Annotated in this window: 16 protein-coding genes; 4 read left to right on the top strand and 12 right to left on the bottom strand. The window is 70.2% G+C overall.

The window, feature by feature from the left end:
- Positions 1-61: 61 nt before the first annotated feature.
- Together VE326_08325 and VE326_08320 are read right to left on the bottom strand one after the other, a co-directional pair.
- Positions 62-1,492, bottom strand: a complete 1,431-nt coding sequence (locus VE326_08325) for an aminotransferase class III-fold pyridoxal phosphate-dependent enzyme (GenBank protein HYJ33211.1) — start codon at positions 1,490-1,492, stop codon at positions 62-64.
- Between the two features lies 1 nt (position 1,493).
- Positions 1,494-2,654, bottom strand: a complete 1,161-nt coding sequence (locus VE326_08320; GenBank protein HYJ33210.1) for an EamA family transporter — start codon at positions 2,652-2,654, stop codon at positions 1,494-1,496.
- Here VE326_08320 and VE326_08315 point away from each other — a divergent pair.
- The 3 genes from VE326_08315 to VE326_08305 all read left to right on the top strand — a co-directional run bounded on the left by VE326_08315 (position 2,589) and on the right by VE326_08305 (position 6,805).
- The gene (locus VE326_08315) at positions 2,589-5,285 is read left to right on the top strand and encodes a GreA/GreB family elongation factor (GenBank protein ID HYJ33209.1); all 2,697 of its coding nucleotides are present in this window, start codon (positions 2,589-2,591) and stop codon (positions 5,283-5,285) included. The genes VE326_08320 and VE326_08315 overlap by 66 nt on opposite strands.
- 138 nt (positions 5,286-5,423) lie before the next feature.
- Positions 5,424-6,035: a Fe-Mn family superoxide dismutase gene (locus VE326_08310; protein HYJ33208.1), complete on the top strand. Its 612-nt coding sequence runs from the start codon at positions 5,424-5,426 to the stop codon at positions 6,033-6,035.
- A 236-nt stretch (positions 6,036-6,271) separates the two neighbouring features.
- Positions 6,272-6,805, top strand: a complete 534-nt coding sequence (locus VE326_08305) for a hypothetical protein (protein ID HYJ33207.1) — start codon at positions 6,272-6,274, stop codon at positions 6,803-6,805.
- 91 nt (positions 6,806-6,896) lie between these two features.
- Here VE326_08305 and VE326_08300 read toward each other — a convergent pair whose 3' ends face one another.
- Genes VE326_08300 through VE326_08290 form a run of 3 tightly spaced genes read right to left on the bottom strand, consistent with a single transcriptional unit; the run spans position 6,897 to position 9,967 of the window.
- Positions 6,897-8,774: a carbon starvation protein A gene (locus VE326_08300; protein ID HYJ33206.1), complete on the bottom strand. Its 1,878-nt coding sequence runs from the start codon at positions 8,772-8,774 to the stop codon at positions 6,897-6,899.
- A gap of 48 nt (positions 8,775-8,822) precedes the next feature.
- Positions 8,823-9,362, bottom strand: coding sequence for a hypothetical protein (locus VE326_08295; protein ID HYJ33205.1), 540 nt, complete (start codon positions 9,360-9,362; stop codon positions 8,823-8,825).
- A gap of 35 nt (positions 9,363-9,397) precedes the next feature.
- Positions 9,398-9,967 carry a hypothetical protein gene (locus VE326_08290; protein ID HYJ33204.1) on the bottom strand — a complete coding sequence of 190 codons (570 nt, stop codon included), beginning with the start codon at positions 9,965-9,967 and terminating at the stop codon, positions 9,398-9,400.
- Positions 9,968-10,202: 235 nt separating this feature from the next.
- Here VE326_08290 and VE326_08285 point away from each other — a divergent pair, with 235 nt between their 5' ends.
- The gene (locus tag VE326_08285) at positions 10,203-11,492 is read left to right on the top strand and encodes an aminotransferase class I/II-fold pyridoxal phosphate-dependent enzyme (GenBank protein ID HYJ33203.1); all 1,290 of its coding nucleotides are present in this window, start codon (positions 10,203-10,205) and stop codon (positions 11,490-11,492) included.
- 13 nt (positions 11,493-11,505) lie between these two features.
- Here VE326_08285 and VE326_08280 read toward each other — a convergent pair whose 3' ends face one another.
- From VE326_08280 to VE326_08250, 7 genes are all read right to left on the bottom strand, one after another.
- Complete coding sequence (locus tag VE326_08280; protein ID HYJ33202.1) at positions 11,506-13,323, bottom strand: M3 family oligoendopeptidase; 1,818 nt, start codon at positions 13,321-13,323, stop codon at positions 11,506-11,508.
- Positions 13,324-13,333: 10 nt separating this feature from the next.
- A complete protein-coding gene (locus VE326_08275) occupies positions 13,334-15,532 on the bottom strand; it encodes a S41 family peptidase (protein ID HYJ33201.1) in 2,199 nt (732 codons plus the stop codon).
- An 89-nt stretch (positions 15,533-15,621) separates the two neighbouring features.
- Complete coding sequence (locus VE326_08270; GenBank protein ID HYJ33200.1) at positions 15,622-16,278, bottom strand: flavin reductase family protein; 657 nt, start codon at positions 16,276-16,278, stop codon at positions 15,622-15,624.
- Positions 16,275-17,465 (bottom strand): homogentisate 1,2-dioxygenase, encoded by a 1,191-nt coding sequence (locus tag VE326_08265; protein ID HYJ33199.1) that lies wholly within the window; start codon positions 17,463-17,465, stop codon positions 16,275-16,277. Before VE326_08265 ends, VE326_08270 begins: the two co-directional genes overlap by 4 nt.
- A 22-nt stretch (positions 17,466-17,487) precedes the next feature.
- Positions 17,488-18,471: a fumarylacetoacetate hydrolase family protein gene (locus VE326_08260; GenBank protein HYJ33198.1), complete on the bottom strand. Its 984-nt coding sequence runs from the start codon at positions 18,469-18,471 to the stop codon at positions 17,488-17,490.
- 19 nt (positions 18,472-18,490) lie between these two features.
- Positions 18,491-19,600 (bottom strand): 4-hydroxyphenylpyruvate dioxygenase, encoded by a 1,110-nt coding sequence (hppD, locus tag VE326_08255; GenBank protein HYJ33197.1) that lies wholly within the window; start codon positions 19,598-19,600, stop codon positions 18,491-18,493.
- Positions 19,561-20,568: hypothetical protein (locus VE326_08250; protein HYJ33196.1), on the bottom strand; the 1,008-nt coding region annotated here is incomplete at its 5' end. The genes VE326_08250 and hppD, both read right to left, overlap by 40 nt.

Below are 20,568 nucleotides of genomic sequence, written 5' to 3'. Positions count from 1 at the left end.
GTTGCGGGCGCGCGTTCAGGGGGAGGAAAGCGGCACCCAACACGGGGTAATGACGCGTCTCCTAGGAAAGCGAAGACACGACATCCATGGCGTGCGCGAGCTGTTGGGGGGTGATCGTGAAGGCGGGGTACATGCTGACGGCCGCGGAGCTGATGCCTCCGGGGATGGCGATGACTCCGCGGTGCAGCAGGGGCAGGTATAGGCTTCTCTCGGTCCGATCTGGGTCGAGTGGCGCGGCGAGGCGCCGACCGCCCTCCGCGGAAGGAGTGGTCGAGCGCCTTGTGTCTTCCGGCTCGATCGCGGCCATGGCGCCCAGAGCCCGGATCGTGAAACCGAGGGGTGGTCGCGCATCGAGAAGCATCCCTGCGATCGCCTCCCGAGACGACGCGATCTCCTCCGACGTCAGCCGCTCCAGCGCGGCCAGCGCACCCGCGCATGCCAGGGGGTGCGCGTAAAACGTGCTCGCGTACGGTGACTCGCCCGACGAGGAGACGTGACGCGACCATACCTCCATGACCTGGGACTTGCCGAAGAGCGCGCCGATCGCCACGCCGCCGCCGATCCCCTTCCCTGCCGTCATCAGGTCGGGCTCCGCCGCCGCGCCGCTCCGCTTCCAGGCCCAGAAGGGGCCGGTGCGGCCGGCGCCGGTCAGGATCTCGTCGTAGATCACGAGCATTCCGGCCTCGCGGGCCAGGGCCGACAGACGCGCGAGAAACTCCGGCGGCGGGACGATCACGCCCGCCCGTCCCTGGACCGGCTCGACGATCACCGCGCCGGGAGGATCGCTCCCTCGAAGCTCGGGCGTTACCGAGCGCTCCCATCCGCGATCGAGACAGGAAAGGTCGCACGCCTCGCACGGCGTGCGCGCCCCGCAGTGTCGCGGATCGGGAAACGGAATGGGAATCGCGCGGGGCGGACCCGCCGGCTGCAGCAATTCCGGAGACCGAGGAAAGTGCGTGACCTCGAGCGCGGCGCCCGATTGACCGTGGTAGCCGCCCTCGAACGCGACGACGCGCCGGCGCCCGGTCGCGAGCGCAGCGGTTTTCAGCGCCAGCTCCACCGCTTCCGATCCGGTGCCGGTCACGAGCACGCGGCTCAACGCTCCGCCCAACGCCGAGAGCTTGCGCACGAGCTTCTCGCGCGCCACGTGCGGATGGAGGTCGCCCAGCCCCTGCGACAGGCGCCGGGCCTGCGCGGCGACCGCGCGCGCCACTTCCGGCGAGGCATGACCCAGCGTCGCGGCGCCGAAGCCGCTCGTCAGGTCGACGTAGCGGTTGCCGTCCAGGTCCTCGACGACCGAGCCTCGCGCGCGGGACCAGACGATGGGCGATGGGTCGGCGCCCCAGATCGCGGCGCCCTCGGCGCGCCGCAGTCTTCGCGAGGAGGCGCGCGACTTCGGCCCCGGCGGCGGGACCCGAATCTCCGGAAGCTCGTCGCCCCGGAGCGGCGGCCGGCGCGTCACGAGCGGCCCGCCCGGCCGGTCTTCGCCCACATCACCCCGCCTCCACCGGCACGACCCGCGCCATGCCCGGCCGGCGCGTCTCCACCCACGTGACGCCGGCCAGGATCAGCGCGGCCCCGACGAAGAACCCGGGCGTGAACCGCTCCCGGAAGAGCAGCCAGGATAGCGCCGCGGTCAGGATCGGCTGCGTGTTGGACGTGATCGCGACCTTCGAGGCGTCCATGTGGCGCAGCGCGTAGGACCAGAGCGGGTAGGCGATGACCGAGGTGCCGACGGCGAGGTAGGCGATGGCGCCCCACACGCCGATCGGGATCGACTCCAGGCGCGGAATGGCCCCGGGCACGAACAGCGCCGGCAGGCACATCAGCGTTCCCGAGATGATCGACCACCCGGTCACCGTCATCGGGTCGTAGCGCGCGAGCAGCCGCTTCGAGAGAACGGTGTAGGCGGCCCACGCGAAGACCGCGACCAGGATGAGGAGATCGCCGCTCAACAGTCCCACTTCGTGCCGCAGCCCGCGCTCGAGGAGGATGACCGCAACGCCGGTGAACGCGGCGACGATGCCCAGGAGCTTGGACACGAACCCTTCTTCGCGCAGCAGGCGCCTGGCGAACAGCAGCACGATCAGGGGCGTCAAGGCGTAGAGCAGCGCCGCATGACTCGCCGTCGAGCGGGCCAATCCGAACAGGAAGAACCCCTGGTTCCCCGGAATGACGAGGAAGCCGAGCAGGAGGAACGCCGGCCAGTCGCGCCGCTCCACGCGGGCGAGCCCGGTGCGGAACCGGAGATAGGCGAAGAGCACGAGGGAAGCCGAAACGAAGCGGAGCAGCGCCAGCGCGAGCGGGTTCAGCCGGAGCAGCGCGCCTTTCGCGATCACGTGGGTGCCGCTCGCAAGAAGCTGGTTCGCGCTCAGGGCCAGGATGAGTCGTGTCCGCTTCGGGATCCGGTCCCCCCTTCGTGCGCTCCGACGCGGCGACCCTTCGTGCGCCCCGACGCTGCCCCCTTCGTGCGCCCCGACGCTGCGACCGTTCGGTCCCTTCGCTCGAAGCGCGTCGCGTGAAGCCGGAGAGTCTATCCGAGGGGAGCCTCCTTGCGCTATCCTAGCGGATTCTCGAGGATCCCAACGATGATCGACGCAGAGCTGCGAGCCTATCTGAAGAGCGCCACCGGCGAGGAGCCGCCGCTTCGCCACGGCGATCCGCGCTGGGCGGACACCGAGCTTCTCGCGCACCGCCTGATCGAGCGAAGCGCGGCCGAGGCCGCGCTCAAGGCGCTCGAGCAGGAGCCGGCGCGAAAGAAGCGCTGGGATCTCCTGCTCCTGGCCGCCCTGCTCCAGCAGGGACTGGGCGAGCGGGCGCGCGCGCTCGACGCCCTCGAGGTCGTCTCGGACAAGCTGCTCGCGGCCGGCGACCGGGACGGCGTGCTGGCGCTCCTTCCCCGCTTTCTCGAGCCGGAGCCGACCCCCGCCGCGGTGCGCTTCCTCCACTTCCTCTCGCAGAATCCCGCGGCATCCGAAGAGGAGCGCGCCGACTGGCTACGCACCGCGATCGGGATCCGCCACGCCGATCCCGAGCTGCACGCCGATCTCGCCGCGTTGCTCGAGCGCTCCGCCGATCCCGATGCGCGCGAAGCCGCGCGCGAGCACCGGCTCCGGGCCGTCGAGCTCTCGCTGGACGACGGAGTCCACGAAGGGTTGAGCGAGGCGCTCTTCCGCGCGGTGGACGAGGATCTCGAAACCGCGCCAGTCCGCATCGGGAAGATCCTCCTTCGCTACGCGGCCCTGGCCCCCTGGAGCGACTCGGAATCGATCCTCGATCTCGCGATTCCGCCGCTCGAGGAGCGCGCCAGCGGGCGCTTCGACTGGGACGACGTCGCTCCGATCCTCCCGCGCCTGCCGGGCGGCACCGCCGGGCGCGCCATGTTCGCCAGGCTCTTCCGGATCGTCGTGGGCAAGGAGCCCGATCCCGAAGCGATCATCCAGGGCTCGGGGATCCTCGATCCGAGCGAGTCGTACGACGCGATCGCCGCGCGGGTGCCGAAGATCCTGGCCCTGCCGCCCGGCGCCTACGTCACGCACCAGACCTGGGGGATCGGTCGCGTCCTCGCGAGCGACGGCGATTCGCTGACCCTGGACTTCACCGGCCGCTCCGGACACAAGATGTCCTTCGCCATGGCGTCCCGTTCCCTGGACCGGCTCCCGAGCGACGGCCTTCGCGTCCTCGCGATCGAGCAGCCGGAGCGCGCCCGCGCGCTCGCGGCGGAGGGAGACCCCGAGGTGATCGCGCGGGTGCTCCGCGACATGGGCGGAGCCGCGACGCAGGCGCAGATGAAGCCGCGCCTGGAAGCGGCGCTCCCCGGCTTCGACGCGACCCTCTTCTGGAAGCGGGTCAAGGAGCGCTGGAAGACCGACGCGCGCCTCGACACGAGCGAGGCGTACCGCGGGCAGTTCCGGCTTGCGCCCGAGGGGAGCGAGGCGGCCGCGGCCACGCTGCCCACGATCGCGCCGAAGGCGCCCGGCGCGGGACTTCAGCTGATCCGCAAGTTCCTCCGCGAGCACCCCGAGGACGAGCCGCGCCTGAGCGCGCACGCGGGCCCGCTCGTCGCGCGCTGGTCCCAGGACGAGCGGCTCGAGGGGACGATGCGCGCGCAGGCGCTCTGCTACGCGCTCTCCTGGCATTCGGTGCCGAAGGAGACCGCGCAGGTCATCCTCGCCGACCTCATCGCGGCCGGACTCCGGCCCGACGACCTGGCGCTCGGCTTGAACCAGGAGCAGCTCCTCGGGCTCTCGCGCGGCGTCGCGGGCGAGGAGGAGTTCCTCTGGTTCGCCGTCGAGAGCCGGCTTCCCCGGCTCCGCGAGGAGGGCCGGGAGCGGCTCCGCGAGCTGCTCGGGCCCGAGCGCTACGCGCGCGCGATCGAGCAGCGCATGACGCGCGCGTCGGAGCACCCGGCGCTCTCGGCGCGGCTCGTCGAGCACTTCGCGGCCCACCCCGACGACGCGGGGGCCCCGACGATGGACGCGCTCCTCGTCGCCACGGTCCGCCTTCTCGAAGGGGACCTCCCCGAGGGCGTGCCGGAGCGCCTCTACGGGCTGGTCGCCGACGGCGGGCTGCTCCATCGGCGCTTCCGCGCCACGCCCCCCGAAACGGAGACCGCGGAAGCGCTGGAGCGCACGGTGCTCCACTGGAACGGCAGCGAGCGGCGCCTCGTCCCGATCCTCGAGTTCCTCCAGGAAGTCGGCCTGGGGGACCTGGGCGACGAATACGAGCGCCGCCGCAAGGCGAGGGCGCAGGATCTGCTCGAGGGGCGCAGCACCGAGGACGTGGACACGCAGTTCACCCTCATGACGCGCGCCACCTACGACCGGCTCAACGTGGAGATGGCGAAGATCGCGCGCGACCTCAAGACCTCGATCCCCGCCGCCATCGAAAAGGCGCGCGCGCTGGGCGACCTGCGCGAAAACGCCGAGTACGAGGCGGCCAAGCAGCGGCAGGCGAATGCCGCGGCCCGGCTTCAGGAAGTGATGGGGATGATCCAGCGCGCGCGCCTGATCGAGAACCTCGAAGTCGACTCCTCGCGCGTCGGCGTCGGCACCGAGGCGACGCTGCGCCCCGAGGGCAACAACGATCCCCCGGTCACCTTCTGGATTTTGGGCGAGGGGGACGGGAACATCGCCCCCGGGGTGCTCTCCTACCGGGCGCCCCTCGCGCGGAACCTGCTCGGCAAGGAAGTGGGCGCCGAGGTGGAGCTGGCGCTGGAAGAGAAGGGACCGCGCCTTTACCGCGTCGAATCGATCCGACGGCGGCTTCCCGGCCAGGAGAACTGAACCCGGCGGGCTTCCGCGGCGCCCGCGGCCCTCGGGACGCGCTCCCAACCCCGTCGCGGCGCATCTGATATAGTGGCTGCCTCATTCTCCAAGGACCCCATTCCGCCGCCTCGCGGCGGGACATAAGGAGACGCCCTCATGGCCAAGCACCCCGTTCAACCCCTCCCCTACGCGAACGACGCGTTGAAGGGGATCGGGTCGAAGACGATGGAGATCCACCACGACAAGCTGTACGCGGGCTACGTGAACAAGCGGAACGAGATCGAAGAGGCATTGCAGAAGGTCGACCGCAGCAAGGCCAATCAGATCTACAGCGAGATGCGGGGGCTGAAGGCCGAGGAGACGTTTGCCGCCAACGGCCAGATCCTCCACGAGATCTACTTCTCGATCATGGGCGGCGACGGACAGCCCAAGGGCGAGGTCGTCGACAAGATCAAGGAGGACTTCGGAACGTTCGCCGCGTGGGAGGAGGACTTCAAGGCTTCCGCGATGTGCGCGCGCGGCTGGGTCGTTCTCGCCTACGACCCCACCGACCGCATGCTCCACAACTTCATCGGCGACGCCCAGAACCAGGGCGGCGTCTGGGGCACGATTCCGGTGCTCAATTGCGACACGTACGAGCACTCCTACTTCATCGACTACGGCTCGGACCGGAAGGCCTACGTCGAGGCGTTCATGCGGAACATCAACTGGGACGAGGTGAACCGCCGTTTCACGAACGCGGCGAGCATGGCGATGGCCAAGAAGTAACCGGCTTCATCGCGTTGCAGTCCGGCGGGCGCCGATGCGTTATGCACGGCGCCCGTTTCGCTGCCATGGGACAAAGTTGAGCCACCGCCGATAAGCCTCTGTAAACGGTGTTACTTACAGCCCGGCCCTTCGGGCCTACATGTGGCATGCCCTTTGCGTTTCCGGCTGCGGGGTTTCGTATGCCGTTCCTACCCGCTTCATGCGCGATGGGGATCGCGTAGGCCAAGGAGACCGATATGAAGACGCTCAGGTTGCTCGCGCTCGCGGCGCTCGCAGGGATCGCGCTGCTCGCGATCGGAGGATGCACCGACACGTCCACCCGCTCCTTCCTCACGGTGGTCTCGGTGAACGACGGCAACGTCTTCTACAGCGACCTGGTTTCGGATTCCGGCACGGTCGTGGCGGACGAAGCGAAGATCACGCTCGGCAACGTCCCGGCCGACGGCTCGGCGCCGCTCGCTCCGGGAAGCCCGTACTCCGAGATCGTCGTGACCGGGTATTCGGTCACCTACGACAACGGCATCTATCCTCCCTACTCGGGCGGCCTCACCCTTCGCGTTCCCTCGGGCGGCACCGCCGACGGCTCGATCGCGCTGAGCGATCTGGGCGCCAAGGCCTCCGTGCCGACGAATGTCGCGACCGCCACGACGGCGCGCATCAAGGTCTACGGGTTCGTGATGGCCAACGGCTCGAACAACGGCGACAAGGTCGAGGCGCTGGCCAGCGTCCCGGTCCAGGTGGCGAACTTCAAGGACTCCCAGCTTCCCTGACGCGCCCTTCTCGCTAGCGATCCCCACGGCCCGATCCGCTCCGGCGGCTCGGGCCGATTCGTTTTGGGGGAGACCGTGGCGAAGCGAGGATCTACAGTGAGGGCTCGGGCGCCGCGCCGATCCCTGTCGGCGCCGGCTCTGGAGCGGGCTCCACGGCGAGCGGGATTTCCGAGAGCCCCGCGCGCTTCAGGGCCAGGATCCGCATCCACCGCCGCACGGAGTCGAGCAGCACGGTTGCGACGAGGAGCAGCAGCACGATGCTCAGGATTCCGTCGAGGTAGGCGACGAGCGGCCCCTTGTCGGCGACGTAGGAGGGCGCGAGATAGCGGAAGGTGTTCAGGACTCCCGCCCACATCGTGCTGACGGTCAGGAAGCACAGGGGGCCGAGCGTCACCCACGCGTAGCGCGAGGGGCGCTGCCGCAGGAGGAACGTCGTCCCCACCGCCAGCGCGATCACGGCGAGGAGCTGATTCGCCACGCCGAAGAGCGGCCAGATCGTCTCGATGCTGCCGGTGACCGTGAGAAAGCCCCACGCCCCGCAGACCAGAGCGCCGACGCCCGCCACCGCCGCGACGCTCGTCGTCGATCCCAGCGGCGCCCACACGCGGCCGAGCACGTCCTGGAAGAGATACCGCGCCACGCGGGTTCCGGTGTCGAGCGCGGTCAGGATGAACACCGCCTCGAACATGATGGCGAAGTGATACCAGTACGCCATCAGGTGTCCCATGCCCGGGATCTGGCGCAGGATGTTCGCCATCCCGACCGCGAGCGATACGGCGCCGCCCGTGCGCCCCTGCAGCGTCTCCTCGCCGACCAGGCGCGTCAGCTCCGGCAGCTGCACCGGATGGATGCCGAGCGCCGCCACCGCCTTGGGCACGCCGTTGATCAGGAAGTAATCGTTCGGCACGAGCGCGGTCGCCGCGACCAGCGCCATGATGGCCACCACCCCCTCCGTGAGCATCGCCCCGTAGCCGATGAACCGGATGCTCCCCTCGTCGGGCATCATCCGCGGCGTCGTTCCCGTGCCGATCAGCGCGTGGAAGCCGCTGATGGCGCCGCAGGCGATCACGATGAAGCAGAAGGGAAAGACCTTCATTCCCGGAAGCACCGGTCCGGTGCCGTTCACGAACGGCGTGATCGCGGGCATCTGGAGCCTGGGATGGACGACCGCCACCCCGATCACGAGCAGCGCGATGGTCCCGATCTTCATGTAGGTCGAGAGATAGTCGCGCGGACAGAGCAAAAGCCACACCGGCAGCGTCGCGGCGATGAACGCGTAGACCGGGAGGGCCACGCCCAGCGCGCGCGGGGAGAGGGTGAACCACTTCGCGTAGGGCGAGGCCACGAGCCAGGGACCCAGCAGCACCGCGGCCAGGATCAGCCCCACGCCGATCAGGCTCCCCTCCACGACGCGCCCCGGCCGGAGCCGGTACATGTAGAGGCCGAAGAGGAGCGCGGCCGGGATCGTCATCGCGACGGTGAACGTGCCCCAGGGCGAGTGCGCGAGCGCGTTCACCACGACGATGCCGAGACCCGCGAGCAGGAGGAGCGTGATGAAGAGGATCGCCGCGGTGGCCGCGCCGTGCGCGACCGGGCCGATCTCCCGGCGCGCGATCTCCGAGAGCGAGGAGGCGCGGTGCCGCACCGACGCGAAGAGGATGATGAAATCGTGCACGGCGCCGCCGAGCGCGGCCCCGATCAGGATCCAGAGCGCGCCGGGGAGGTAGCCGAACTGCGCGGCCAGCACCGGGCCGATCAGCGGGCCCGAGGCGGAGATCGCGGCGAAATGGTGACCGAAGAGGACGTACTTGTTGGTGCGGACGTAATCGCGTCCGTCGGCCATCGTGACCGCCGGCGTGGGACGCGACGGATCGACGCGCGCGACCCGGTGGGCGATGAAGGCGCCGTAGTAGCGATAGGCGAACGCGAAGACGACGATCGCCGTGAGCGGCAGGACCAGCGAGTTCACGCGGTTCCGGAGTCCTCCGGGTGACTCGAGAAGCCGATCGGCGGGGCGCTACTTCCCCGCGCCCGGGGCCGACGCCGGAGCGGCGGCGCCCTCGTGCGGCACGACCTTCGTGATCACGATCCCCCACGCGTCCGCGCGGTGGTAGACCGTGCCCGAGACGTCCACCTTCTGGTGAATGTAGCCCTTGACGGGATCGTTCGGATTCTTTCCGGGAAGCTCGCCGGCGATGAAGTAGATCCGGTCGGCCGCCCGGTCGTAGATGGCGAGCGTCTGCCCCGAGCGGGCGCAGTCGACGGCGCACTGGAAATGGCCCGGGCCGATCGACTTGGATCCGGCCTCGAGGAAGCACGCCGGGTCCATGACCTCGCCGACGATGGTCGTGAACTTCCCCTTGTCGGAGGCGCCCTTGGCGCCGTCCATCTTCGACATGTCGTGGTGGTCGTGCCCGACCATCGCGGCGGGCTGCTTGGCCGGAGCGGATTTCGCCGGCCCCTTCGGCGCGGGTACGGGCGTGGAAGCGCCCAGCGCCGCGGCGCCGAGAGCGGCCGCGGCCAGGACGGAAACGATCGTGCGCCTGCTGCGATTCATGCGATGTGGCTCCTTCCGCGCCCTGGGTTTCGGTCTTACGGCGTTTCCGCCGCGAGCTTCGCGTTGTACGGCTCGATCGATTCGACGCGGAGCCCGATGGCGCCGCCGCGGGCGTAGACGCGCCCCTTTACCAGAACCTGCTGCCCCACGTACTCGGCCACGCCCTTGTTCGGGTCCTCGCCCGGCTTGTCGCCCGCCAGGATGTAGACCTTGTTCGTCTTCTTCTCGAGAATCGCCATCGTCTGCCCCGCCTTGGCGCAGGCCGCGGCGCACTCGGCGTGACCCTTTCCGCCCGCGCCGTTGATGATCCAGCAGGCCGGATCGATCACCTCGCCGACGATGGTGCGCGGGCCGCCGGCCGGGGCCGACGCCTTCGCCGGCTTGGCGGCCGCCGCGGAGGCGGGGGTCGCGGAGACCGGTTTCACGGTGGCCGAGATCGAAGGCATCGCGGCCTTGGCCGGCGCGGCCGGCTTGGCCGCAGGAGCCGCCTTGGCCGCCGGAGCCGCCTTGGCCGGTGCCGCGGTCGTTCCCTGCGCCGAGGAGGTTCCGCAGAACACCAGCATGGACAGCGCGATAGCCGCGACAGCCGTTCTCGACGCGAGCATTCCCAGGCCTCCTCGGAAGGTGGATCCGGACCGCGTGAACCGTGGAATCGTAGTCCCGCGAGGGTAACAAACGTGCCGTACCCTCGGCAAGCCAAGCGGTTCCCGGAGCACGACATCCCCTCCCGCGCAAGGGGACCGTGGTATCCACCCCGGGAACGGTCCCGATGCCGCGCGCGGCCCGCCCTGCCGGTGCTATGCTGCGGGTCCGAACCCGACCTGGAACCGAGGAGCACGCATGCCCCAGCCATCGCGGCGCACCAGCCTGATCCCCTTCTCCCCGATCCGAACCATGTTCCGCCTGGCCGACGAGATGGAGCGCGCCGGCGGAGGGCCCGTCTTCCGCCTGCACGTCGGCGATCCCGACTTCGCGCCTCCGGAAGCCGTGATCGAAGCGACCGCGGCCGCCCTGCGCGGGGGAAAGACGCACTACGCGCCGACCGCCGGGGTGCACGAGCTCCGGGTCGCGCTCGCCGAGAAGGCGCGCCGGAAGAACGGAATCACTGCGACGCCCGACCACATCGTGATCTCCCCCGGCTCGACCCAGGGCCTCTTCGCCGCCATGGAAACCATCTTCGGCGTCGGCGAGGAGTTCCTGCTACCCGAGATCTACTGGCCCAACTACATCCAGGAGACGCTGCTCCTGGGCGGGCGTCCGGTCTTCTATCCGCTGGGCGCCGGCTACCAGCCCGATCTCGCCGCGATGCGCCGGCTGATCACGCCCCGCACGCGCGGCATCCTGGTCAACAGCCCGAGCAACCCGACCGGGGCGGTCTTTCCGGAGGCGACGCTGCGCGGCATCTGGGAAACGGCGCGCGAGCGGGATCTCTGGATCCTGAGCGACGAGGCCTACGAGGATTTCGTCTTCCGCGGAGCGCACGTTTCGGCCGCATCCTTCGAGCGCGACCTCCCCGAGGCCGAGCGGCGCGTGTTCACGCTCTTCACCTTTTCGAAGTCCTACGCGATGACCGGGCTCCGCCTCGGCTATCTCATCGCCCCCTCGCTCTACACGGCGACGCTCTTGCGAAAGTGCCAGGAGCCGCTCGTCGCGAGCGCGGCGATGCCCACCCAGTGGGGCGCGCTCCCGGCCGCGCGCGAGCCGGACCTGGGCGTGGCGGCCATGCGCGACGCCTACCGCCGCCGCCGCGACCTCGCCCTCGCGATCCTGAAGCCGGCGGGGCTTGCCGATTACGAGCCGGACGGCGCCTTCTACATCATGGCCGACGTCTCGTCGACGGGGATGAGCGGCGACGCCTTCGCCGAAGCGCTCCTGCGCGAGGAGCGCGTCGCGGTCGCGCCCGGCGTCGGTTTCGCGATCCAGCCCGACATGGATCCCGACGGGCTCCCGAACGCGTTGCCCCACCCGAGCGGCGCGCCGGCCTATCCCTCGAATCCCAAGGCGAGCCAGCGCGTTCGGATCGCGTTCTGCGTCTCGGACGAAGAGCTGCGGGAAGGGCTCACCCGCATGGTGCGGTTCGCCGACCGCGCGCGGGCGAAGCGGGGGGAAGCGAAAGCGGTCGCGCCCTGAGCGGGCCGGGCCGTCAGGCCGCGGGGAGCCTTCCGGCGGCGCGCGCGGCCTCTTCGGTCGCGCCCAGGCGGTCTTCGATCAAGCCCAGGCCTCCTTCCCAGAAGGTCGGGCTCGTCAGATCCACCCCGACGATCCGTCCCAGCTCCTCCGGCGGCGCCGAGCCGCCCCGCGCGAGCATCTCCAGGTACGCCGGAGCGAACGAGGGGCCCCGCCGCTCGTACTCCCGGTAGACCGAGAGCGCGAAGAGCTGCCCATAGGCGTAGGCGTAGACGTACCCGGGCAGCGAGTAGAAATGCGGGATGTAGGACCACCAGGAGCGGTAGCCCTCGGTGACGGCGACGGAATCGCCCATCATCCGTTCCTGCGTCTCCGCCCACAGCTCGCCGAAGCGCTCCACGCTCAGCTCCCCCCGATCGCGCCGTTCCGTGTGCGCCGCCTGCTCGAACTGGTTCATGGCGACCTGCCGGAACACCGTCGCGAGCATCCCCTCGAGACTTTCGGCCAGGAGCGCCAGCCGCGCGCCCGGGTCGGTCGTGCTCTCGAGCAGCTTCCCGAACGTGAGCGTCTCCCCGAACACCGAGGCGGTCTCCGCGATCGTGAGCGGCGTGCTCTGGTGGAAGATGCCCTGGGGCCGCGCCAGGTACGCGTGGATCCCGTGCCCCAGCTCGTGCGCCAGCGTGAGCACGTCGCGCCGGCGGCCGGTCCAGTTCAACAGGACGTAGGGATGGGCCGAGGGCACGGTGTAGGAGCAGAAGGCCCCGGTCTGCTTGCCCGGCCGCACCGGCGCGTCGATCCAGGGCTCGTCGAAGAACCGCTGCACCCCCGCCGCGAGCTCGCCGGAGAAGGAGCGATAGGCGTCGAGCACCAGCTCGCGCGACTCCCTCCAGCCGTGCTGCGTCTCGTGCTCGGCGACCGACGCGTAGCGGTCGAAGTCGGCCAGGCGGTCCAGGCCGAGCATCCGCGCCTTGAGCGCGTACCAGCGCCGCGGGATGTCGTACCGGCCGACGATCGCGGCGACCAGCGCCTCCACCGACTCGTCGCTCGCTTCGTTGTCCAGGTTCCGGCTCTGGAGCCAGTTCGCGTAGCGGCGATGCCGGTCGTCGATGGCCTTGTCGGAGAGGAGCGTGTTCAGGACGTACGCGCGGGTCCGAAGCCCCGGCTGGAGCGCCGCCGTCGTCGCCTCGGCCGCCGCGCGCCGCACGTCGCGGTCCGAGGAGTGCAGCCGCGCGAGCGCCAGCTCCAGCCCCAGGGTCTCGCCGTCGAGGGACACGGTGATCGAGGAGGTCAGCTCTTCGAAGAGGCGCGTCCAGGCGCTCCGCCCGGTCACCGCCTTGTCGGCGAGGATCCGCTCCTCCGGCTCGGTGAGGAGGTGCGGGCGATGGCGCCGCGCCACGACGAGATGATGGCGGCAGAAAGCGAGCGCCGGATCGGCCAGGAGGGCCTCGGCGCGGCGGTCCTCCAGGGCGGCCCACTCCAGGGTGACGAAGATCAGCTCGTTCGAGATCGCCGTGCCGCGCTCCTCCACCATCGCCAGGAGCGCGCCGCGGGAGGGATCTTCGGTGTTCTCCGAGAAGCGGAGCCCGGCGTAGTTCGAAGCGCGTCCCAGCCGGTCGGAGATCTCCGCGACCTCGCGCATCATGGCCGCGAACGCCGCCGCGTCGAGCGTGGCGATGCGGCCGTGGCAGGCCGCGGCGAGGGCCGTCGCGCGCCGCGCGGCCTCGTCCAGGAGGCGCGTGACGCCGGCGTCCCCGTCCCCCTGGACGAGCGGCTCCAGGTCCCAGGCGACGTCGGCGGCGGTGAGATCCAGATCGGCGGCGGTCACGGTGGTCATGGGGAGTTCCTCATGGAGCGGTGGGGACCCGAACCTCCCGATCGAGCGCCGCCTTGAGCGCCGCCTCGAGCACCTCGTCGCGCCCCGCGCGGATTCCTTCGACCGTGGGGCGGACGACGATATCGGGAACGATCCCCACCTGCTGGGTCGGTGTGTGGTCGGGATAGAAGACGCCTAATCCGCTCATGGCGGCCCCGAGCCCTCCGGGGAGCCGAATGGTCGAGACGTTGCCGTCGGCCCCGGCCGTGGTGCTGCCGACGACGATCGCGCCCGGGACCGCGCGGAACGCCATCGACGTGTACTCGGCGGAGCTCTGCGTCATCTCGTCGACCAGGATCACGATCTTCCCGTCGTAGTGGGGCGCGGCGGGCTCGATGACGACCGGCGCCATCCCGAAGAAGGCGCCGGGATTCGCCAGATCCCCCCGGGTGAAGCGAACGAACGGGGTCGGCGCCGACACCAGGTGCTGCCCCAGGGCGAAGACCATGAACTCGCTCGGATAGTTCCGGATGTCGAGGATCCAGCAGCGGGTGCCGGCGGCCCGCAGCACGTAGGAGGCGGCGTCCGCCACGCGCACGGCCGACAGCTTGAGATAGGCGACGTCGTCGGCCAGCCGGCGGAACGCCGGCCCCGGAAGGTCGTGGGTCATGCCCGCGCGGGCGTTCATCGCGCGCGACGAGTCGCGCTGCGCGAGGATCTCGTGGACGCCGTCTTCCCGCTCCACCGACACGCGGCATGCCCCGCACGGGCCCTGGGTCGCCCACCGCGCGATCTCGCGCCGCCGCGTGGTCTCGTTCGACGCGGCGTAGTGCGGCGCCCAGGCCGCCGTCGCGGAATCGACCCTGGCGCCATCGAGCGCCTGGATCACGTCGCCGATCCGAAGACCGCTCGCCGGGCCGCGCGCGGAATCGGCGAAGGCCCCGACCACGTAGCGGTCTCCGACCGGCCGGAGCGCCACGGGAAGCCGGCAGCCGCCACGCGGCGGCCGGGCGTCGATCGCGTTCCATACGTTGGCATGACCGTCCCGGATGCGGACCACCAGGTCGATCATCGTCAGACGGTAGGCGTCCCTGTCCCCGGCGCGGAGGACCTTCGGGATGAACTCGGCCAGGACGCCGTCCCACGGCTCGCGGATCAGATCGCGATCCGGAAACCAGTACTCGACGACATTCCAGAAGCGGAAGAGGGCGAGCAGGCGGTATCCGGCGTCGGGCGTGCCGGGAGTCGGGTATCCAACCTCGGTGGAGAAGTCGGGATTGGAAAGGCCGGTCATCGAGGCGTAGTAGGAATCGTCCCCCGTGGTGCGGTCGCGGTAGATCCGCTCGAGGCGCGTCGACAGATCGCGCGTGAGGCTCCGGTCGTGGATCCAGCCGACGGGGGGCGCGATCGCCGCGGAGTCGGTGAGGGTCGCGCAGGGCCGGCACGGCGGCGGCATCCCCACCCGGTCGATCCAGCGGACCATCGCGCGGGCCGCGGCGTCGCGCGTCTTCGCCTTCGCCACCGCGGGCAGGATCCGGAAGAGCTCGTAGTCCCAGTTGAGGGCCCCCGACGCGATCCGGGGATGATGCACCTTGAGGAATCCCCAGACCTTTCCCAGGAGCGCGAGGTTCTCGACCCGAGCATCGAGCAGCTCCCGCTCGGTCAGGCGCGAGCCTCCGTCGAACTCGTGATCGGTTTCGGCTCCGGGGCGCGCGCGGACGACGCGCCGCGCTTCGGCGAGCGGCGTTCCGTCCACGAGCAGCCGCACGTCGTCCATCCACGCCGTGCCGGCCCCGGCCAGGAGGCCGCCGAACACGATGCTCCGCGCACGCGGGTCCAGCGGCAGCGCGACGCGATACTCGGTCCACGGGGTCGTTCCCGCGATGGCGCGCTGTTCCATGTTGTCGAACTGAACCGCGCCGCCCCGTCCGTCCTCCCGAAGCCAGAAGCCCGCGAAGCCCCGCACGTTTTCGGTGCGGAGCCACCCGCGAAGCTCGAGCGTGTCCCCCGCGAACTCGGCGGGGACCGCGCGGGAGAACGCGGAAAACTCGTTTGCGCTGGCGGAGTCGCGATCGATCCGCGCCGCGCCGCGTCCGCCGTGCGGCGCCGTGCCGTCCCACCGCGCCGGCGGCATCCAGACCTTCCACCCCGCCGGAGCGCCCGAGGAGTCGGCGAACTCGAAGGAGAGCGTGTCGGCGACGGCGGAGGGGGGGGCGGCGGAGGAGCCCACGGAAGCGGCATCGACAAGGTCAGCCGAAGCCGCGGTCGCCAAAACGGCCAGAAGACCGAAGGCGACGGCCGTTGTCGCTTCGGCGCGCGTCACGGCTTCGTGCCGGCCGCGGGCGATTCCGGCGCCCCGGGGCGCGGCATCGCGAAGATCGACTCCCGCGTCACCCGCGTGTAGTTGGGGCCGCCGAGGCGTCCGATGGCGTCGAGCGAAGCGGAATCGACGCGCTGTCCCTTCATCAGCGACTCCTGGATGTGGAAGTAGACCACCTCGCCGATCACGTAGTTCGCGTGGTAGGGCCCCTGGCCGTGCTCGACGATCTGAAACAGGCGGCACTCCATGGCGATCGGGCACTCCGCCGCGCGCCACGGCTTCACGACCGTGCTCGCGACCTTCGTGAACCCGGCGGCCTCGAACTCGTCCACCTCGGGAGGATACTCGGCCGAGGTCTGGTTCATCCGCTCCCGCAGCCCCCACGGAGCGACGTGCACCACGTACTCGCGCGTGGCCCGGACGTTGTGCAGCGTGTCCTTGTCGCGAAGGCCGCCGCTCGTGACCGGCGAGAAGACCAAGGACGGAGGGTTCCCGCCGCCGGCGTTGAAGAAGGAGAACGGGGCGAGGTTGGCGACGCCGTCCGCGCTCAGGCTGGAGACGAACGCGATCGGGCGCGGGATGACGCAGCCCGTGAGCAGCGCATAGACGTCCGCGGGGGCGATCTCCTTCGGGTCGAGCCCCCGGAGGGCGCTCAACCGGTCGCGCCCTCGCCGGTGAATTTGCCGGACGGTTCGAGCCACGAATAGGGATAGCCCTTGTCGTCGTACGGCTCCGCGTCGGTCGTCACGTTCAGCGGGTGGAACGTGTCGAGCATGACGGCGAGCTCCTTGGTCTCCTTGGCGCCCAGCGAGGCCTCGGTGGCGCCCGGATGGGGTCCGTGCGGAATTCCCGAGGGATGCAGCGTGAACGAGCCGATCTCGATGCCGCGCCGGCTCATGAAGTTCCCGTTCACGTAGTAGAGCACCTCGTCGGAGTCCACGTTCGAGTGGTTGTACGGCACGGGCACCGCGAGCGGGTGGTAGTCGTACATGCGCGGCACGAAGGAGCAGATCACGAAGTTCCGCCCCTCGAAGCACTGGTGCGTCGGAGGCGGCATGTGGATGCGTCCGGTGATCGGCTCGAAGTCCCCGATGTTGAAGATGTAGGGATAGAGAAACCCATCCCAGCCGACGACGTCGAGCGGGTGGAACTCGAACTCGTAGGCGGTGATCTGATTCCGCGCCTTGATCCGGACCTCGTACCGCCCCCGCTCGGTGAAGGTCTCCAGCCGCTCCGGCTTCCGGATGTCGCGCTCGCTCATGGGCGCGTGCTCCAGCAGCTGGCCGTATTCGTTGCGGTAGCGGCGCGGGGTCTCGATCGACGAGGCCGACTCGATGACGAGGTAGCGCTGGGGGTCGCCGGCGGGCTCGAAGCGGTAGGTGGTCCCGCGCGGGATCACGACGTAGTCGCCGGGGCCGTAGTGCAGCTCGCCGAAGATCGTCTGGATGCGGCCGGTGCCCTCGTGGATGAAGTAGAGGTCGTCCCCCTGCCCGTTCCGGTACCAGTAGTCCATGTTCTGATCGGGCACGGCGATCGCCATCGAAACATCGGCGTTGTGCAGGAGGGTGACGCGTCCCGAAATCGGGTCGCCGCTCTTCTCCAGGCCCTTCGTCTTGAAGTGGTAGTGTCGGAGCCCCTGCTCCGCGGCATAGACGACCGAACAGTCCTGGATCTTCTGGATCTCCTTGGCCTGCGTCGGCATGTTGTGGTGGTAGATCAGCGAGGAGCGTCCGGAGAAGCCCCGCGAGCCCATGAGCTGCTCGGTGTAGAGCTTCCCGTCCGGACGCCGGAACTGGGTGTGCCGCTTGTGCGGGATCTGGCCCAGGGCGTGATACATCGGCATGGCGTTTCCTCTCGAATCGCGATCAGGCGACGCGGTTGGTGAGGGTCCCGAGACGCTCGATCTCGAGGGTCACTTCGTCGCCAGGTTCCAGCCAGGGGTGCGTTTCGGGGCCCAACTCGAGGAGGCAGCCGTTCCCGGCCGTACCCGACCCGATCACGTCGCCCGGAAAAAGATACACGTCCGCCGAGGCCCTCGCAATCATCTGGCCGAAGGTGAACTGCATGTCCGCGACATCGGCGCGGGAGAGCGTCTTCCCGTTCACCCGGGCCCCCATCGCGAGCTGGAGACGGTCCCCCGCTCCGGGGACCGGGGCCATCCGGTCCGCGAGCTCGTCCTGGGTCACGAGCGCGGGTCCCAGCGAGGTGGCAAAGTCCTTCCCCTTCGCCGGTCCGAGACCCACCGCCATCTCCTTCCGCTGCACGTCCCGCGCGCTCCAGTCGTTCAGGATCGTGAACCCCGCCACCACGGAACGCCAGTCGTCCGCGGGCACGTCGCGCGCGCGCCTCCCGATCACGCAGGCGATCTCCAGCTCGTAGTCCAGCGCCTTCGAGGACGCGGGCCGCGCCACCGGCGCCCCGTCGCCGATCAACGCCCCGGGGTTCGAGAAGTAGAACACCGGCGCCTCGTACCATTCCGCGGGAATGGTGAGCCCGCGGCGGGCGCGGGCATTCTTCACATGGGTCTCGAACGCGTAGAAGTCGCGCACGGCGGGCGGCTGCGCGACGGGGGAAAGCAGGACGACGTCCTCGGGGCGGAACCGGACGGCGCTCAGGAACGCGGCCGCGCGGTCCCCCGCGGCCCGGGCGCGCGCCGCGACCTCGCGCGCGAGCGGCTCGCCGCGCTCCCACTCGGCGAGCAGGGATTCCATCGTGGCGAGGAGGGCTCGATCTCTCTCGGGCGTTTCGAGGATCGCGGCGGCGTGCGCGAGGTGGAGGATGCCCTCTTCGTCGTGGACGCCCAGCGCGCGGCCGGGCGCGCCGGGGCGGGCGAAGGAGACGAGCCGCATCCGGTCCGGAAGCCCGGCCTTACAGATTCCCGCGGAGCGCCTGCTCGCGCTCGATCGCTTCGAACAGGGCCTTGAAGTTCCCCTTGCCGAAGCCGCGGCTTCCCTTGCGCTGGATCACCTCGTAGAAGACGGTCGGGCGGTCCTGCACCGGCTTGGAGAAGATCTGGAGCAGGTACCCCTCTTCGTCGCGGTCCACCAGGATGCCGAGCGCCGCCAGCGCGTCCAGGTTCTCGTCGATCGAGCCGACGCGGTCGGGAAGCGCGTCGTAGTAGGCGCGCGGCGCCTTGAGAAAGGCGATCCCCGAGTCGTGGAGCCGCGAGACGGTCGAGATGATGTCCTCCGTCGCGAGCGCGATGTGCTGCACGCCGGGGCCGCGGTAATAGTCGAGGTATTCCTCGATCTGCGACTTCCGCTTCCCCTCGGCCGGCTCGTTGATCGGGAATTTCACCCGCCCCCCGCCGCCCGCCATCACCTTCGACATGAGCGCGGAGTACTCGGTGGAGATGTCCTGGTCGTCGAAGTGCTGCCACTGCGAGAAGCCCATCACGTCGCGGTAGTAGTCGACGTAGCGGTTCATGTCTCCCAGCGCCACGTTGCCGACCATGTGGTCCACGTAGAGGAGCGGCCCCTGGGCCGGGCGGTTTCCGGTGGACTTGTAGCCGGGGAGGAAGGCTCCCTTGTACTTCGAGCGGTCGATGAACGAGTGGACGGTGTCGCCGTAAGTGGCGATCGTCGCCTTGCGGATCGAGCCGTTCTCGTCGGAGATCGTGGTCGGCGGGAGGATGCCGCGGGCGCCGCGCTTCGTGGTCTCGGCGTAGTCGCGGTCCACGTCCTCCACCTCGAGCGCGATGTCCCGCACGCCGTCCCCGTGCCGCTGCACGTGCTCCGCCAGCTCGCCGTCGGGGCCCAGCGGTGCGGACAGGACGAAGCGGACCTTCCCCTGCTCCATGACGTAGGAGGCCCGGTCGCGGACGCCGCTCTCCAGGCCGGCGTAGGCCGTGGTCGTGAACCCGAAGGCGTGCGTGTAGAAATAGGAAGCCTGGCGGGCATTCCCGACCCAGAACTCCACGTGGTCGATCGCCCGGATCTTCAGGTAGTCGTCTGGGGCGTTTCCGTTGTCTCGAGCCATCCGTCGTCTCCCTTCGGGTGCTGGGTTTCGTTCATTGTACCCGCCGAGCGGGCGCGCGCAACGGCGATGAGGGAGACCGCGTCCCGCGCCTGCTGGTGCCCGACCGACAGCAGGAAGTCCGGGTTCCGCCCGTAGCTCTTGGCGCCGACGACACAGAAGCCCGGCTCGGGCGTCTCCAGGGAGGCCGGTCCGTGAGCGACCTGGGCCAGGCAGTCGCCCGACCCGCCGCCCGCGGCCTGGATCGCCGCCGCCAGCTTCATCGGGCCCTCCGACTCGTAGCAGGTGTGCACGCGAAGCTCCCGCGTCATCTCCAGATCGGGCCGGTACCCGACGAGCGCCAGGACGCGATCCACTGGGAGCCTGACCTCGCTCCCGTTCTCCACGAGCAGCGCCGTCACGGCGCCATTCCGCCCGGGGAGGAAGCCGACGACCTCCGCTTCCGGATGACGCCGCAGCCAGGGGGCCGAACGGGCGACCGCGTTCGCGCGCCGCGCCAGCTCGCTCCGGGCGGGCAGCGGATCCGCGGGCACCTCGCGAAAGCAACGCTCGCGATCCCGGTGGATCCAGTGGACCTCGGCCCCGGCGCCCTGCCCGGCGAGCGCCTCGAAGTCGACGAGCGCGGTCGCGGCCGAGTGCCCCGATCCGAGGAGCAGCACGCGGCGTCCCGCATAGCGGTCGCGCGCGGAGCCGAGCAGATCGGGAATGTGCCGGTCCAGCAAGCCGCCCAGGGATTCCTGGCCGGCCGCCGGGAGACCCCCGGGGCCCAGGTCGCAGGGCGAGCCGTACACGCCGGTGGCGTCGATCACGAAATCGGCTCGCTCGTGTTCGACGCCCCCTTCGGCGCGCTCGACGCGAAGCAGGAACGGCAGCGATCGGCGCGGGACGCCGCCTCTCGTCAGCGGCGATCCTTTCGAGGCGCCGTCCCGGCCGACGTGCGTGACCTTATGGTATTCGCGCACCTCGACCGA

The organism is Candidatus Binatia bacterium (assembly GCA_035631035.1).
Taxonomy (GTDB): domain Bacteria; phylum Eisenbacteria; class RBG-16-71-46; order SZUA-252; family SZUA-252; genus DASQJL01.
This window is presented reverse-complemented; position numbering and strand designations above follow the sequence as displayed.

Bases quoted from the DNA above. Each gene is read 5' to 3' on its own strand.
- VE326_08295 (HYJ33205.1), bottom strand. From the start codon at position 9,362: ATGAATCGCAGCAGGCGCACGATCGTTTCCGTCCTGGCCGCGGCCGCT.
- VE326_08265 (HYJ33199.1), bottom strand. From the start codon at position 17,465: ATGCCGATGTATCACGCCCTGGGCCAGATCCCGCACAAGCGGCACACC.
- VE326_08290 (HYJ33204.1), bottom strand. From the start codon at position 9,967: ATGCTCGCGTCGAGAACGGCTGTCGCGGCTATCGCGCTGTCCATGCTG.
- VE326_08260 (HYJ33198.1), bottom strand. From the start codon at position 18,471: ATGCGGCTCGTCTCCTTCGCCCGCCCCGGCGCGCCCGGCCGCGCGCTG.
- VE326_08305 (HYJ33207.1), top strand. From the start codon at position 6,272: ATGAAGACGCTCAGGTTGCTCGCGCTCGCGGCGCTCGCAGGGATCGCG.
- VE326_08310 (HYJ33208.1), top strand. From the start codon at position 5,424: ATGGCCAAGCACCCCGTTCAACCCCTCCCCTACGCGAACGACGCGTTG.
- hppD (HYJ33197.1), bottom strand. From the start codon at position 19,600: ATGGCTCGAGACAACGGAAACGCCCCAGACGACTACCTGAAGATCCGG.
- VE326_08285 (HYJ33203.1), top strand. From the start codon at position 10,203: ATGCCCCAGCCATCGCGGCGCACCAGCCTGATCCCCTTCTCCCCGATC.
- VE326_08280 (HYJ33202.1), bottom strand. From the start codon at position 13,323: ATGACCACCGTGACCGCCGCCGATCTGGATCTCACCGCCGCCGACGTC.
- VE326_08315 (HYJ33209.1), top strand. From the start codon at position 2,589: ATGATCGACGCAGAGCTGCGAGCCTATCTGAAGAGCGCCACCGGCGAG.